The following is a 15,605-nucleotide window of genomic DNA, read 5'->3' as shown; positions in this document are numbered from 1 at the left end:
AAGGGAACCGCCGGCCCCGGCCGTCACCTCATACGAGCTCCGCCAGCGGCACCCCGGGGTCGGCCAGACGCGCCGTATCGACCGTCCGCCCGCTGGTCACCAGCGCCCGGATCGGCTCCACCACATCCCAGATGTTGACGTTCATACCGGCCAGCACCCGGCCGTCGGAGAGCCAGAAGGCGAGGAACTCGCGGCTGCCCGGATCGCCCCGGAAGACGACGCGGTCATAGCCGCCGGGCGCGACGTAGCCGGTGTACTCCATCCCCAGGTCGTACTGATCGGTGAAGAAGTACGGCAGCCGGTCGTACGCCACGTCCTGACCGAGCATCGCCTTGGCCGCGGTCGCCGGCTGATGGAGGGCATTGGCCCAGTGCTCGACCCGCAGGTGCGTCTCCAGCAGGGGATGGAAGGCGTTCGCGACATCCCCGGCGGCGTGGATGTCCGGGTGCGAGGAGCGCAGCTGCGCATCCACCCGCACGCCGTTGTCCACCTCGAGTCCCGCGTCCTCGGCCGGCCGGCTGTTGGGCACGACGCCGATACCGATGATCACCGCGTCCGCCGGCACATGGGTGCCGTCCGCCAGCTGCACCCCGTCCGCGTGCCCGAGCGTGCCGGTGATCTCACCGACCTGGACGCCGCACCGGATCTCCACCCCGTGATCGGTGTGCAGATCCGCGAAGACCTGCGCGACCTCGCGGCCCAGCACCTTGAGCAGCGGGAGCTCCGCCGCCTCCAGAACGGTCACCTCCACGCCGGCGGCGCGGGCGGCGGCCGTCGTCTCCAGCCCGATCCAGCCGCCGCCGATCACCGCGATGCGGGTGGCGTGCCGGAAGGTCTCCTTGAGCGTGTCGCTGTCCCCCAGCTGCCGCAGATAGTGCACCCCGTCGAGCTCCGCGCCCGGCACCGACAGCCGGCGCGGCGCGGCACCGGTGGCCAGCAGCAGCTTCGCGTAGCCCTGGCGGCTCCCGTCGGCGAGGGTCAGCTCATGGGCCGCGGGATCGATGGCGGTGACCGCCGTACCCAGCCGCAGATCGACGTCATGGTCGCCGTACCACCGGCTCGGATGCACATACGCCTTCTCCCGTTCCGAGGTGCCCAGCAGATACCCCTTGGACAGCGGCGGCCGCTCGTACGGGCGCTCGCGCTCGTCCCCCAGCAGCACCAGCGGCCCGTCGAACCCCTCCTCGCGCAGCGCCTCCGCCGCCTTCGCCCCGGCCAGCCCCGCTCCCGCGATGACCAGCGCATTGCTCGTGCCCATTCCGCTCAGCTCCCTCTGTCCCGTACTTCAGGCCACAGGTACCCACTGGGCGGCCGGGCGGATCCCGCCGATGGTGTTGCCGGGGCGGGAGCCGCGAGCGCCGGGCGCCGGGCGCCGGCGACGGCCGGGCCCCTCAGCCGCCCCCGCCCATCCGCTCCAGCTGTCCCCGCAGCGCCCGCGCCGTCAGATCGCGGTCCTCGCCGAGCACGAACGCGGTGACGCCGTCGGCGCGCCAGTCCGCGCGGCGTTCCGGGGTGGTGGACATGGCGCAGAAGGGGACGGAGTGACGGGCGCAGGCCGCGCGGACGGAGCGGACCGCCTCCTGGACGCGGGGGTGGCGGACCTGCCAGGGCACGCCGTAGGACTGCGAGAGGTCGCCGGGGCCGGGCAGGACGAGGTCGACGCCGCCGGGAGCGAGGATGTCCTCGATCGCCGCGACGCCCTCGGCGTCCTCGATCAGCGGGATGAGCATGATCTCTGCGTTGGCCCGCCGGATGTAGTCCGTGAGCTCGATCCGGCCGAAGCCGGGGCCGCGGCCGCCGTTGAGGGAGCGCATGCCCTCGGGGGCGTAGCGGGCGGCGCGGATCGCGGCGTCCACGTCCGCGCGGGTGCGTACGTGCGGGACGACGATGCCCATGGCCCCGGCGTCCAGGGCGCGCAGCACGGCACCGGGGTCGGCCTCGGGGACGCGGACGAACGGGGTGAGGCCGTTGGCCTCCGCGGCCCGGATGAGGTTTTCCAGCTGCTGAGGGTCGGTCAGGGTGTGCTCGGTGTCCAGGATCACGAAGTCGTATCCGGCGCAGCCGATCATTTCGACCAGGGCGGGCTCGGGCAGCGTGCTGAACAGGCCGTTGACCTCCTGGCCCGCGGCGAGTTTCCGGCGTACCTGGTTGGGACGGAGCATCTCAGGCCTCGCCCGCCGCGACGCCTGCCGTACCGGTGTGCTCCGTGCCGGCGCGCTCCTCGGTGCCGAGGAAGTGGAACCCCGGGCGCGGGTGCATCAGGAAGTCATGGTGCGAGATGTTCCAGGCATACGCCCCGGCCACCCCGAACGCCACCCGGTCACCGGCCCGCAGCCCCGGCGCCGCGACATCGCGGGCGAGAACGTCCTTGGGGGTGCACAGCTGGCCGGTCAGCGTCACCCGGTCGCCCGTCGCCGCCGAGCGGGGCCAGGGATGCGGCCAGGGCTCGTCGTGCGGCAGCACCGTGCAGGGCTGGTCGTGGCCCTTGGTCGCCGGGGTGCGCAGGTGGTGGGTGCCGCCGCGGACCACGGCGAACTCCTCGCCGTGACTGTGCTTCACATCCAGCACCTCGGTCGCGTACCAGCCGCAGTACGCGGTGAGCGCGCGGCCCGGCTCGATGCGCAGCGTGACGCCGGGGTGCGCGGCGGCGAGCCGGGCCAGGCCCGCCCCATAGGCCGCCCAGTCGAAACGGGCATCCGGAGCGGCGTAGTCCACGGCCATACCGCCGCCGATGGTCACCTCGGGGAGGGGGACGCGGTGGCGCTCGGCCAGCTGCGCGGCCCAGGTCACGATGGACCCGGCGACCGCGAGCTGCTCGGGCGCCTCCAGGCCGCTCGCCAAATGGGCGTGGATTCCGCAGAGTTCCAGCTGCGGGTAGGTGCCGTCCGTCAGGAGGGCGACCACCTCGTCGGCCTGCGCGGGGTCCAGACCGAAGGGAGTGGGGCGACCGCCCATCGCCAGCGAGCTGCCGTCCAGGGTGCCGTCGCCCACGGGAAGATTGAAGCGCGGCAGCACGGCGAGGCGCCGGCCCGCGCCGTGCCGGGCGGCCAGCCCGGCCAGCATGTGGAGCTCGTACACGCTCTCCACATGGAAGCGCGCGACGCCCAGATCCAGCGCCTGAGTGATCTCGGCCGGCGTCTTGCCGGGCCCTCCGAAGGCCAGCGGGGCACCGGGCACGGCCTTGCCGACGTGCGCCAGCTCGCCGCCCGAGGACACCTCGTAGCCGTCGACGTACGGGCGCAGCGCCGCCAGGATCTCCGGTTCAGGGTTGGCCTTCGCGGCGTAATACAGCTCCACGGCGGAGGGAAGGGCCGCGCGGATACCGCGCAGGTGCTCCCGCAGGGCCGTCATGTCGTACACATAGGCCGGGAGTTCGTCAGCGCGCAGGGTGCGGAGGCGTTCGCGGACCAGGGGGGTGGGGGCGGTCATCGGGCGTTCCAGGGGGTGGTGTCGTCGGTGCGTACGGTGCCGGTCAGAACGGACTCGGCGAGGGGCGAGGGCAGCAGGACGTAGCCGGCCTCGCGGTCGGCCTTGCGCTCCCAGCGGGTGAGGAGGTTCGCCTTGGCCGGCAGCGGGACGCCGGCGAGCAGGGCGGCCAGCCGGGGCGGGCAGCCGTACCGGTCGGCATGGGTCCCCAGGGTGCGCCGGACCTGTGCCCACAGCTCGGCCTCGGTGTCCGGGTGCAGATCGGCGAGCGCGGCGAGCATCTCGGAGACGTGGTTGACCAGCAGGCAGTAGACGACGCGGTCCCAGCCGCGCTGCGCGTCGTACGTCATCGGCGCCGCGACCGCCTCGGGCAGCGAGGCCAGCAGCTCGGCGTGGCGTTCGGGGACGAGCTTGGTGCCCTCCAGGTCACGGAAGAGGACCTGGGCGGGCATGCCGTCGCCGTCGACGCAGACCAGGACGTTCTGCAGATGCGGCTCCAGCACCACGCCGTGGTCGAAGTAGGCGGCGAGCACGGGCGGGAGGAGCAGGTTGAGGTAGGCGGCCCACCAGTCGAGCGCGGCCTGCGGGCCGGCGCCGTCCAGGAGGCGGGAGATATGGGCGGCGCTGTGCGGGTACTCGTCGGCGACCGCGGCGGCCAGCAGCGGAGTGGTGCCGGGGAGCAGCCGCTGGGACAGGCCCTCGCGGATGATCACGCCGAACCCTTCGAGCAGCTCGGTGTCCGTCCGGCCGTCCGGCCCCGGCAGGGCGAGGCTGCGGTAGGCGGGCTCGCGCAGCACCGCACTGCCCGGGAAGCGGGTGGCCAGGTCGGCGAGCACCGGCTCCAGCAGCCGGGTGAGGGCGACCGCCCCGGACAGCTCGTAACTGGCGTTCTTGCGGAGGCAGTTGGTGATCCGGACGTTCAGGCTGAACTTGAGGAAGGACGCGCCGTCGTAGAGCGTACGGACGGAGGCGGTGGCGGCGAAGGGGGTCCGGCCGGTGCCCAGGATGCGGATGTCGCCGCGGTCCAGCGCCTCCCGCAGACCGGGACGTTCGCGCAGCAGCTCGTACTGCCAGGGGTGCGCGGGCAGCAGCCGGTAGCCCTCCGGGACCTCGGCGTGCAGCGCGTCCAGGGGCGCGGCGTCGCCTGGCGCGGCCGACTCCTCGACGATCAGCTCGTCGCGCACGGCGAGCAGCAGCAGCGGGAAGGACGCCCCGGCCTCCGGCGCATACGCACCCCAGGAGGCGGCCTCGCCGGTGCGGGCCTTGGGGGTGGGGTGGAAGCGGTGACCGAGGACCAGGGACTGTTCGGAGGCGAGGTAACGGGCCAGCCAGTCGTCGGCGTCGGTGTTGGTGCCGGTCGCGCCGTCGGCGGCCGGTCCGGCCGGACGCGGCACCGTACGGCCCTCGAGTGCGGCGGAGACCGCCTGATGGCTGGAGGTGATCTGCGCCAGGAACTCGTCGTTGTCCACACCGGTCCGCAGCGACAGCTCCGCATGGACGTACTCGGCCAGCCGGCGCCAGCCGACCTCGGCCCAGCCGCCGTCGGTCTCCTCGGTCACCGGGCCGGTGAACCGGTGCGCACCGATCAGCGACGTACGGCGCAGCGCGACGCGCAGCAGCACACCGCGGCGCGGCAGTCGCAGCAGCAGATGGCCGGTGTCGACGGCGGTCTGGTGCTCGGGCCCGGAGACCTCGCGCAGCAGACAGTTCAGGAGGGTGTGCGCGACGGCCTGGTCGGCGGTGGGCGGACCGGCGGGCGCGGCGGAGCCGGGGGCCGGGACGGTGTCGGAGGCCGGGACGGTGTCAGGGGCCGGGACGGTGTCGGGCGAATTGGTCAGCGGGGGCATCGAGGGCTCCTGCGGGTGCGGGGGAGACGGGACAGCAGAGCGGGGGTGACGGTCGCGAGCACTGTGACCAGCGCAATCGCGGTACCGATCAGGAGGGGCGCGGCGGGGCCGAACAGGTCGTTGCCGGCCGCCGCGGCCAGACCGGCGGCGACGGCGCCGGCCTTGGAGAAGAATTCGATGGAGCCGAACAGCCCGCCGGGCGCCCGGCCCCTGGCGCAGTCGGCGGCCAGCACGGACAGACAGACCAGGCCCATGGTGAGACCCGCGCCGAGTACCAGGCGGACCGCGATGAACGTGGTGAGCGAGTCGGCGAAACCATGGCCCGCCAGGCCGAGCGCTATACAGCCGAAGCCGATCGCTATGCCGAGCCGGGGGCGGGTACGGAACAGCGCGTGCACCGCTATCGCCGCGACGAGGTAGCACATGTGCGGCAGCGCGAACAGCACACCCGACACCATCGGACCGGTGCCCGGTATGCGCTCCTTGATGAGCGAGATCAGATACGGGAAGGAGATCACGGTCGAGAAGACGAAGGCGAACTCCAGCGCGTAGAGCGTGCGCAGGGAGGCGGCCGGGGCGCGTCCGGACGGCTCGGCCGCGGCGGCGTCCACGGCCGTCGCCTCGACTTCGGAGGCGGCCGGGGCGCGCGCGGCCGACTGCTGCTGCGGCGGCTCGGGGAGCGCCGCCAGCATCAGGGCCGCGGCCAGCGGCAGCACGGCCAGCAGGGCGTACTGGCGGTGCGGCGAGAGCCAGGGCGTCAGCGCGCCGACGACGATCGGCGCGAAGACCAGCGCCGCGCGGGCGCTGCCCTGCATCACCGTCAGCGCCCGGGACAGGGAAGCGCCCTCGAGCGCCGCCCCCAGATACCCGTTCGATGCGGCGAAGGTGCCGCCCAGCATGCCCTGGAGGACCAGCGCGGCGGCGAAGGTCCCCAGCGAGTCGGCCCAGCCGGCCAGCAGGAACGCGGCGGCGAGCCCCAACTGCGCGCGCAGCAGCAGTCGTTTACGGCCGAAGCGGTCGGCGAGGCGGCCCCACAGCGGGGCGCCGATGGCGCCGAAAATGGTCGGGACGATGTAGAGCAGACCGGCCCAGCGGGCGGCCCCGTCGCCCAGCTCGGGCAGGATCTCGGTGAGATACGGCGGCAGGCCGAGCGCGGCGAACGACGCCACGAAGTAGCAGCCGGCCACCGCGTACACCTGACGGCGCGGCAGGCCCGGCCGGACCTTGGTCTCGACGCCGGCCGCGGCGAGCCGCTGCGACTGTACGGTTCCGGCGCCTCGTTCCGTTCCGGCGCCTCGTTCGGTGCCGGTGACCTTGTGCGGATCGGCAACGACCTTCCGGGAACCGGCAACTCTCTGTGATCCTGCGGTGTTCTGTGAGGTAGCGGCGTTCTCCGAGGCGGAGGCGTGCGGGGGAGTGGAGGTGATCCGTGATGCGGCGCCACTGGACGAAGCTGATGACGTCGACGAAGCGGAGGAGGCCGACGAAGCGGAGGAGGCCGACGAAGCGGAGGAGGTGGCTGAGGTGGATGAGGTGGAGGTGGCCATCAGAAAATCCCCGTCGGCAGTCGAGGGCTCCGCAGCGAAGAATTCGCCGGCAGAGCTTCCGGCAGCAGGTAGTTGGGACCGCTGGCGTAGTGCTTGTTGATGTCGGCCGCGCCCGAGCGCTCCTTGGAGAGCAGCGTCCCGGCGCTGACCATGGCCTTTATCGGCAGTTCCGGCGCGTCCAGGACGGCCGCGCGCAGCGCCGCGCCCGGCTCGCCCGCTCCGGTGCCCAGCCGTTCGACGGCCTCGGCGAGCCGGTCGCGGACCAGGCCCAGCAGCCGCCCGAGCGGCGCCCGGCCGTGCCGGGCCAGCCCGAAGGCGTAGGAGCCGGCGCAGAGGTGGAGGGTGATGGTCGTGAACAGGTCCAGCACCGGCCGGTCGCCGTCGGCGAATATCCGCGGGTCGGCGAAGTCCTCGGGGTCCGGCGCGTCCGCGCCCAGGGTGTCCCGCAGCCGTACGGTATTGATGCGCGGCGCGTCATTGTCCTTGAACAGCAGCCGCAGCCGGGTGTCGCCGGCCGCCCGGTCCAGCACCAGCGAGATGTTCTGCTGATGGGACTCCAGCCCGATGCCGTAGCCGAAGAGGGTGGTCTGCCAGTCGAAGAGGAGGGTGAGGAAGGCGTCCAGCAGGGCCAGCGGTTCGCCGCCGTAGTAACGGTCGGCGAGGTGGTCGAGCACCAGCCGCCCGCCCGGTGCCCGGCCCAGCAGCGCCGCCATCGGCACGACGGTGCTGCCCTCGAGACCGGCCGGGTAGCGACGGCAGAGCACGGCCAGCAGTTCATGGCCGGCATGCGCGTAGACGGTCTCGTCGGCCTGCAGGACCGACCGGGCGAAGCGCGGCTCGCGGGCGATCACCTTCTCCAGCAGCCGCTGCCCCTCGGCACCGTCGATGAGGGTGCGGGGCTTGATGGTGCGCCGGTTGCGCAGACCCAGGGTCGCGGTGGCCAGCGGCAGCTTCAGATGCAGCGCCGGATCGACGGTCAGCGCCACGGTGCGCATCGACAGCGTCGGTACGACGGAGAGCCGGGCGGACTCGGCCCGCACCGCCTCGCCCTCCAGCCCGCTCTTGCGCAGCGCATCATGCAGCGCGTCGCCGAGCGTCAAGGGATGAACGGGGAAGGGGAGATGGGTGCCTTCGAGGTGCGGCAGGCCCAGCTCCGCCGGGGTCGGCCAGCAGGCGGGCAGGGTCGCCTCGCCGCCCGGCACGGTGACCGCGGCGCGCGGCAGGGCGAGCCAGCGCAGCGCGAAGTCCGGCCGGAATTCCGGCGCGTACGCGCGCAGCTGCGCCTCGTCGAGGCCGGCGCGGCCACGGGACGTCGGATAGACGGGATGGTCGAGGCGGGCGGCCAGCGCCTCATACGCCAGACCGCCGTCCAGCCCCAGCCAGGCGCCCGGGTCATCCCCGTGACGCTTCGTCAGCTCCGTCTCGGTCTCGTCCCGCGTACGGGCGTGCAGCCGCATCGTCGCCAGCGTCTGGCGGCACTCCTCGGCGAAGGCGTCGAAGCCCCCGTGGTCCTCGGGGGCGGCGAGCGCGCGCAGCGCGGTGAGGACGGCTTCGACGGTGCTCAGCCGGGCGCCGTCGGACTCGCGGACCAGCAGCGGCAGCCGGGCGGTGTAGGCGCTCTGATAGCCGTCTGTGGCGAGCGGCAGCAGCAGGGCGCCGGCTGTCTCGTCCGCGGGCAGCCGTAGCCAGGGGCCGTCGGGGCGTTCCAGCACGGTGCCGCGGGTGCGCAGCCCGACGACGTCCTCGCGCAGCAGGGCGCCCAGGACCCGTATCAGCAGCTCGGCCTCCTCGGCCTCGCCCGAAGCGTCTCCGTCCCGACCACCGGTGGTCTCCAGTGCCTCACTCATCACGACTTCTTCCGGCGCTCCGCGCATCACGAGATCTCCCAGCGCTCGGCGGCGAAGAAGCCGTCCACGGCCCGGTCCACCGCGCCCTGGTCGCTGCCGATGGCTCGGACGACGCCGAGGTAGTCGCGGTTGGTGCGGTAGAAGGGGTGCTCCGTGCCCACGGCGCGCAGCGGCCGGTAGGCCAGCCGTACGCCGTCCGCGGCCCGGTCCATGGCCTCGGGCGCCGCGGTGAGCGTCCCGGCCCGGTCGGCGAGGGCGTACTCCACCCGGGCCGCGCCGTCCTTGCGGGCGCCGAGGTCCGCGGGCAGCGGCTCTCCCGCATGCGTCCGCAGAATGTGCTCGAACAGCGGAATGTCCAGGACCTGCGCGAGCAGCAGATCGCACTGGTCACCGATGACCCGGTAGTTCACCTCGATGAGCCGGGCCCGGCCCTCGTGCACCACGAACTCCGTGTGACAGGCGCCGAAACCGACACCCAGCGCGTCCAGTTGGGCCAGCACCTGGGCGCTCACGGACTCCGGGTGGACGGCGACGAACTCGTGCCGTTCCTCGATGAAGGTCGGCGGCGCGGAGAGGGTCGAGTGGAACCCACCCAGGGCGTGCCGCAGCCGGCCGTCGCCGAGCGTCTCCAGCGTGTAGAGCTCGCCGGCCAGGAACTCCTCGGCGACCAGCGCCGCTTCCGGCCGCCGCGCCTGGATTTCCTTGGCCCGCACCACGAGTTCCTCGGGCCCCTCGACCAGCACCACATCCTCGCTGGCCACGCCCTCGCGGGGCTTGACGACACAGGGATAGGGCAGGTCGGCGGCGGCCAGCGCCGACGGGTCCTGGCCGGGGCCGAGTTCCACGGCCCGCACGACGTCCACGCCCGTGGCGGCCAGATGACGGCGCATCTCGGCCTTGTTCTTGGCGCGCAGCGTGGCCCGCCAGTCCTTGCCGGGCAGCCCGAAGTACGCGGCGGCAAGCGCCGCTTGGGTCTGCAGGTGATCGCTGTTGGTGAAGATCGCGTCGGCCGGGTGGTGGCCTGCTACGCGGGTGATGACGGCGCGGAAGTCATGGACGTCGCACTCCAGGATCTCGGTCTGGGGGCAGCGGCGCCGGTGCGCTTCGGGCTGGTCGGTCAGGACCGTGATATCGAGACCGAGGCGGGCGGCGGCGGGCAGAAATCCCTCGGTGACCGAGTCGGTGGGGTTGAGGGCGAGCAGATACATCCGCATGAGCGGGACCCCTTCGGGATCATGGGTGGTGCGGGGGGACAGGCGGGGGCGGGCCGGAGGCGGCAAGAGGCGACAACTGGCCACCCACCGCAAGGAACTAATGACTCTCCGTAATCGTTGCCGGAAAGGAAGGAGGCGCACGAGGCACAAGGCGAAGGCACGCGCCACACAGGGCACGGGCACGAGTACGAGCCATCCGCTCCGCTGCACCCCGGGCGAGCCACCCCCTTCGGCCGAGGGCCCGCCCCCTCCGACGAGCGACGCCGGCGTCGACGGGGCGGGGCGCCGGGTGGCCGTCCTTCGCTCAGGACGGCCCGCCCCCTTCGGCTTTCGGCGGCCGGTCAGGCCTTCGGCAGCGGCACGCCGGTGGCCTTCGCCACGTCGGCGAGCATGTGCTCGGCGGCCTGGATACCGATGCCGGACATCCAGGTCTCGTCCGGAACGTCGAAGACCTTGTGGTTCTTCACGGCGGGCAGCGCCTTCCAGACCGGGTTGGACGTGACGTCCTTCTTCTGGGTCTTGTCGGGCAGATCCGCGACGGTGACGAAGACCAGGTCGGCGTCGGCCTTGTCGATCTCCTCCGGGCTGACGTCGAGCATGGTCTTCACCGGGTCGGTGGAGCTCTGCGACTTCGGACGGGCCAGGCCGATGTCGTTCAGGACGACACCGCTGTAGGAGGACTTCTGGTAGAGGCGGGTCGGGCCCGCGACGAAGCGGACCACGGAGACCGACGGCATCTTGCCGTGGTACTTCTTCTTGATCTCCGCGCCCAGCGCCTTGGCGCGCGTCTCGTACGCCTTGAGCTTCTGGTCGGCCTCCTTCTCCAGGCCCAGCGCCTTGGCGTGGACCTTCAGGTTGGCCTTCCAGGGGCCGCCGGTGGTCTCGGTGAAGACGGTCGGCGCGATGCCCTTGAGCTTGTCGTAGATCTTCTCGTGCCGGACCTTGGAGGACAGGATCAGGTCGGGCTTGAGGGAGATGATCTTCTCGAGGTTGGGCTCGAGCAGCGGGCCGACGTCCTTGACCCCGCCGATCTCGTCCTTGAGGTACGAGGGGAAGCCGCCCTCGGTCTTCATGTGCGGGGAGACGGCGCCGACCGGCTTGACGCCGAGCGTGGTGACGTCGTCGAGCTCACCGGTGTCGAGGACCACGACGCGCTTGGGCTTCGCGGAGATCGGTACGTCGCCCATGGCGGTCTTGATCGTGCGGGGGAAGCCGGCGCCGGCGTTGCCCTTCGCCGAGTCATCGTCGGCGGACTTGCCGCCACCGCAGGCGGTGAGGGCGGCGGTGCCCAGGGCGAGGGTGAGCAGAGCGGCCGGCAGTCGGCGGATACGACGCGAAGCGGGTCTGGTGAACATGAGGGTTCGACTTCCTTAGGGGGAGCGGAGCGGTGTGGAAGGGGGGACGGAGGGCGAGGGACCGCTCGTGGGGGAGAGCGGGCCCGGTCAGGCGGTCACGGCGGCGTGCCGCTTTGCGCTGCCCTTGGGGACGACCAGCGGGGTGCCGGTCTCGGGGTCGGGGATCACCCGGCAGTCCACGTCGAACACGGACTTGACCAGCTCCGCGTCGAGCACGTCCGCCGGTGCGCCGGCCGCCGCCAGCTGCCCGTCCTTGAGGACCACGAGGTGGTCCGCGTAACGGGCCGCCTGCCCGAGGTCGTGCAGCACCATCACCACGGTGCGGCCCGCCTCGGCGTGCAACTCGGCGACCAGGTCGAGGACATCGAGCTGATGCCGCAGATCGAGGAAGGTGGTGGGCTCGTCGAGCAGCAGCAGATCGGTGTCCTGGGCCAGCGCCAGGGCGATCCAGGCGCGCTGCCGCTGCCCGCCGGAGAGCTGGTCGACGCACTGGTCGCGCAGTGCGGTGGTCCCGGTGCGCTCCAGCGCGTCGTCCACGGCCCGCTGGTCGGCCGCCGACCAGGGGCTCAGCAGCTTCTGGTGCGGGTAGCGGCCGAGCCGTACGAGCGCCTCGACGGTGATCGCGTCGGGGGTGACCGGCTGTTGCGGGAGCAGCCCCATCCGCAGGGCGAGCGCACGGGCCGGCATCCGGTGGATGTCCGCGCCGTCCAGCGTGACGGTGCCCGCGGCGGGAGCCAGCAGCCGGGTCAGGCCGCGCAACAGGGTGGACTTGCCGCAGGCGTTGGGGCCGACGACCGCCGTGACGGCGCCGCCGGGCAGCACCAGATCGAGGCCGCCGACGATCAGCCGGTCGCCGTAGCGCAGATCGAGCCCGTGCGTGGAGAGCTGGTTGGCGGTCATCAAACACTCCTGTTCACGGAACTGCTCTGACGGATCATCAGCACCAGCAGCCAGGGCGCACCCAGGGTGGCGGTGACCACCCCGACCGGCAGCCCGCTGACCGGCAGCAGATGCTGCGCCACCAGGTCGGAGGCGAGCAGCAGTACGGCACCGGCGAGACCGGACAGCGCCAGCGTCCCGGCGGTGGGCGGGCCGGCCAGGAACCGCACCATGTGCGGCACGGCCAGCGCGACGAAGGCGACCGGGCCGGTGAGCGCGGCGGCCAGCGACGCCAGCACGATGGCGGTCACCAGGACCTGGAGGCGGGCGGCGTCGGCGTTCAGGCCGAGCGCGCCGGCCGAGTCGTCGCCCAGGTCGAGTACGGCCAGCCGGCGGTGCAGCGCGAAGGCGATGACCATCGTCACGGCCACCCCGCCGCCCGCGGCCCACACTTCGGTCCAGGTCCGTCCGTACACCGAGCCGGTCGTCCACTGCAGGGCGGAGCCCGCCAGTTCGGTGGGGAAGCGCACGACCATGAAGTTCACCGCGGCGGTCAGCCCGGCCTGTACGGCGAGGCCCACCAGCACCAGCCGGGTCACGCTGGCACCGGAACGCCAGCCCAGCACCCCCAGCAGCACCGCGGCGAGCAGCCCGCCGCCGAGCGCGGCCAGCGGCATCAGCGCCTGCGAGGCACCGGCGGCCAGCATCACCACCGCACCGAACGACGCCCCGCCGGTCACCCCCATGACGTCGGGCGAGGCGAGCGGATTGCGGAACAGTCGCTGCAGCAGCGCACCGGCCACCGCCAGCCCGGCCCCCGCGATGATCGCGGCGGCCATCCGCGGGGCGCGGAACTCCTGGACGATCAGCACCGTGGCCGTATCGCCCACCCCGAACAGGCCCCGCAGCGCATCGAACGGCGGGAGCGGCATATCGCCCGTGGACACCGACGCCGTGACCAGGGCGAGCAGCACCGCGACGGCGCCGAGGGCCAGCAGCGGAGTACGGCGAACGGTGCGCCGGCGCACGGTGGTTGACGAGGCGGGCTGCGCGGGACGCAGGACGTCGGTCATCGGGCCACCTTCCGGGCCAGCAGCGCCAGCAGCGGGGCGCCGAGGAAGGCGCTGATGATGCCGACCTGAAGCTCGGACGGCCGGATGACGAGCCGTCCGAGGATGTCGGCGGCGAGCAGCAGCAGCGGTCCGGCGATCAGGCAGCCGGGGATCAGGATGCGGTGGTCGGAGGTGCGGAACAGCTGCCGTACGAGATGCGGTGCGGCCAGCCCGATGAAGGCGAGCGGCCCGGCGACCGCGACGGCCGAGGCGGCGAGTAGTACCACGGCGAGGCCGCCGGCCAGCCGGATGCGGTTCACCGGTACGCCGAGCGCCTGCGCCGAATCGTCGCCCAGCGCCAGGGTGTTGAGCGCCGGGGTGATGGCCAGCGCGATGACCAGGCCGATCACCAGGGTGGGCAGCACCGGCCAGAGAACCGACAGCGGGCGCTCGGACAGCGAGCCTGCCAGCCAGAACCGGGCCTCGTCCAGCGACCGCTTGCTGGCCAGCATCACCGTCGACGTCCAGGACAGCAGCACGAGTTGGAGGACGGTGCCGCCCAGCGCGAGCCGTACCGGGTCGAGGTCTCCGGCCCGCCGGGCCAGCGCCTGGGCGAACACCGCGGCGGCCGCGGCGCCGGCGAAGGCGAACCAGAGGTATTCGATGGGGTGGGTCAGATGGAACGCGTAGATGGCGGTGACCACGGCGAAACCGGCGCCGTGGTTGATGCCGAGGGTGGTCGGTGAGGCGAGCGGGTTGCGGGTGATGCCCTGGACGACCGCTCCGGCGACGCCGAGCGCCGCGCCGACCGCGAGTCCGACGATGGTGCGCGGCAGCCGAAGCCCCGTCACCACGAGGGCGTCCCGCCCGTGTTCGGTCCCTGACAGGGCGTCGAGCACGGTGGACAGCGGTACGGAACGGGCCCCCAATGCGAGGCTCAGCGCCGCACAGGCCGCCAGCACGCACAGGCCGGCCACGAACAGCGGGACACGCCGCCAGGTCCGCGCGGCGGGGCGCGGTCCGGGCACAGGGGGTGCGGTGGCAGGTGGTTTGGTCGTCGACACGCGTCGTTACATTAGGTTAGGCATACCTAATTCTGCAAGTGCAAGGACTGGATGCGGTCAACTGTCCTTTTTGTCGGCGAAGTTGAGTTGAAGCCTGCCTTTCGAAGGTCCCTTCAGGGGTGCGGTACCTCTCGCAGGATTGACTCGCTTAAAAAGTTTATTGATTGCACTTTCTTAGTGGCTGTGCTTTTCTGGAGTCATGACCACCACCCCGCGTATCGCGATCATCGGCGGCGGCCCCGGCGGGCTGACCTGCGCCCGGGTCCTCCAGCGGCACGGCATCGAGGTCACCGTCTTCGACCGCGATGCCTACGCCGAAGACCGCCCGCAAGGCGGCACGCTCGACATGCACGAGACCACCGGACAGGCGGCCCTGCGCGCGGCGGATCTGGACAAGGAGTTCTTCGCTCTCGCCCGCCCCGAGGGCCAGGAGATGCGACTGCTGGACCACACCGGCACCCTGCTCTTCCGGCACGCACCGGACGCCGGCGAGCGGGACAAACCCGAGATCGACCGCGGCGAACTGCGCCGCCTCCTCCTGGACTCGCTCGCCCCCGGCACCGTCCGCTGGGGCCGCTATCTGCGCACCCTCCACCCGCGCGGCGACGGTGCCCACGAGGCCGAGTTCGACGGCGGCCCGTCCGAGACCTTCGACCTGGTCATCGGCGCCGACGGGGCCTGGTCCCGGGTGCGGCCGCTGCTCTCGGACGACTCGCCCCACTATGCGGGCGTCACCTTCGTCGAGACCGGATTCGACGAGGCCGACACCCGCCACCCGGCCGTCGCCCGACTCGTCGGCGACGGCGGCATGATGGCCGCGCACCGCAACAAGGCCCTGATCGCCCAGCGCAATTCCCGCGCCCGGATCCGCGTGTACGCCGCCTTCCGGGGGTCCCAGGACTGGGCGTTGGAGCGCGGCATCCACCTCGCCGACCCGGAAGCGGTGCGCGCCGCGCTGCTGGAACGCTTCGCCGGCTGGGACGACCGGCTGCTGGCACTGCTACGGGAGAGCGACGACGGGTTCGCCAACCGGCCGCTGTACGCCCTGCCCGTGCCCCACACCTGGACCCACACCCCGGGCCTGACCCTGCTGGGTGACGCCGCGCATCTGATGACGCCGTTCTCCGGCATGGGCGCCAACCTCGCCATGCTCGACGGCTGCGAACTGGCCCAGTCCCTCGCCCGTCACGCGGAGTTGGACGAGGCGGTGCGCGCGTACGAGGCCGCCATGCTGCCCCGCGCCGCCCGGGCGGCCGAGGCCGCCGCCCGCGGCCTGGACAACGCCATCGCCCCCGACGCCCCGCAGGGCTCCCTGCGCCATATGCGCCGCTTCCACCGGTCCACCGACCTGCCGCCCGCCCCGTAAGGAGACAC

The 15,605-nt window shown here is 72.6% G+C and carries 12 protein-coding genes; 1 reads left to right on the top strand and 11 read right to left on the bottom strand.

Features of this window, described 5'->3' with window-relative positions:
- Positions 1 to 28: 28 nt before the first annotated feature.
- From ACIRPT_RS20395 to ACIRPT_RS20345, 11 genes are all read right to left on the bottom strand, one after another.
- Positions 29 to 1,258: an NAD(P)/FAD-dependent oxidoreductase gene (locus tag ACIRPT_RS20395; protein WP_403828822.1), complete on the bottom strand. Its 1,230-nt coding sequence runs from the start codon at positions 1,256 to 1,258 to the stop codon at positions 29 to 31.
- Positions 1,259 to 1,391: 133 nt separating this feature from the next.
- Entirely contained in the window at positions 1,392 to 2,162 is a 771-nt protein-coding gene (locus ACIRPT_RS20390) for an HpcH/HpaI aldolase/citrate lyase family protein (protein ID WP_403828819.1), read from the bottom strand.
- A 1-nt stretch (position 2,163) separates the two neighbouring features.
- Positions 2,164 to 3,429 carry a type III PLP-dependent enzyme gene (locus tag ACIRPT_RS20385; RefSeq protein WP_403828816.1) on the bottom strand — a complete coding sequence of 422 codons (1,266 nt, stop codon included), beginning with the start codon at positions 3,427 to 3,429 and terminating at the stop codon, positions 2,164 to 2,166.
- The gene (locus tag ACIRPT_RS20380; RefSeq protein ID WP_403828814.1) at positions 3,426 to 5,273 is read right to left on the bottom strand and encodes an IucA/IucC family protein; all 1,848 of its coding nucleotides are present in this window, start codon (positions 5,271 to 5,273) and stop codon (positions 3,426 to 3,428) included. Before ACIRPT_RS20380 ends, ACIRPT_RS20385 begins: the two co-directional genes overlap by 4 nt.
- Positions 5,261 to 6,820 (bottom strand): MFS transporter, encoded by a 1,560-nt coding sequence (locus tag ACIRPT_RS20375; protein ID WP_403828811.1) that lies wholly within the window; start codon positions 6,818 to 6,820, stop codon positions 5,261 to 5,263. Before ACIRPT_RS20375 ends, ACIRPT_RS20380 begins: the two co-directional genes overlap by 13 nt.
- Positions 6,820 to 8,667: an IucA/IucC family protein gene (locus ACIRPT_RS20370; RefSeq protein ID WP_403828808.1), complete on the bottom strand. Its 1,848-nt coding sequence runs from the start codon at positions 8,665 to 8,667 to the stop codon at positions 6,820 to 6,822. The genes ACIRPT_RS20375 and ACIRPT_RS20370 overlap by 1 nt, the downstream gene beginning before the upstream one ends.
- A 26-nt stretch (positions 8,668 to 8,693) precedes the next feature.
- Complete coding sequence (locus ACIRPT_RS20365) at positions 8,694 to 9,881, bottom strand: acetyl-CoA carboxylase biotin carboxylase subunit family protein (RefSeq protein WP_403828805.1); 1,188 nt, start codon at positions 9,879 to 9,881, stop codon at positions 8,694 to 8,696.
- A 341-nt stretch (positions 9,882 to 10,222) separates the two neighbouring features.
- Positions 10,223 to 11,236 carry an ABC transporter substrate-binding protein gene (locus ACIRPT_RS20360; RefSeq protein WP_403828803.1) on the bottom strand — a complete coding sequence of 338 codons (1,014 nt, stop codon included), beginning with the start codon at positions 11,234 to 11,236 and terminating at the stop codon, positions 10,223 to 10,225.
- An 87-nt stretch (positions 11,237 to 11,323) separates the two neighbouring features.
- Positions 11,324 to 12,136: an ABC transporter ATP-binding protein gene (locus tag ACIRPT_RS20355; RefSeq protein ID WP_403828802.1), complete on the bottom strand. Its 813-nt coding sequence runs from the start codon at positions 12,134 to 12,136 to the stop codon at positions 11,324 to 11,326.
- Complete coding sequence (locus ACIRPT_RS20350) at positions 12,136 to 13,188, bottom strand: FecCD family ABC transporter permease (RefSeq protein WP_403828799.1); 1,053 nt, start codon at positions 13,186 to 13,188, stop codon at positions 12,136 to 12,138. Before ACIRPT_RS20350 ends, ACIRPT_RS20355 begins: the two co-directional genes overlap by 1 nt.
- Positions 13,185 to 14,195, bottom strand: coding sequence for a FecCD family ABC transporter permease (locus tag ACIRPT_RS20345; protein ID WP_403829408.1), 1,011 nt, complete (start codon positions 14,193 to 14,195; stop codon positions 13,185 to 13,187). Before ACIRPT_RS20345 ends, ACIRPT_RS20350 begins: the two co-directional genes overlap by 4 nt.
- Before the next feature lie 235 nt (positions 14,196 to 14,430).
- Here ACIRPT_RS20345 and ACIRPT_RS20340 point away from each other — a divergent pair, with 235 nt between their 5' ends.
- Positions 14,431 to 15,597 (top strand): FAD-dependent oxidoreductase, encoded by a 1,167-nt coding sequence (locus ACIRPT_RS20340; RefSeq protein WP_403828796.1) that lies wholly within the window; start codon positions 14,431 to 14,433, stop codon positions 15,595 to 15,597.
- Positions 15,598 to 15,605: the final 8 nt, after the last annotated feature.

The sequence above is a fragment of the Streptomyces sp. NPDC101227 genome (genome assembly GCF_044767545.1).
In the GTDB taxonomy this organism is placed as follows: domain Bacteria; phylum Actinomycetota; class Actinomycetes; order Streptomycetales; family Streptomycetaceae; genus Streptomyces.
Note: the sequence above shows the minus strand (reverse complement) of the source record. Positions and strands in the feature narration are given on the sequence as shown.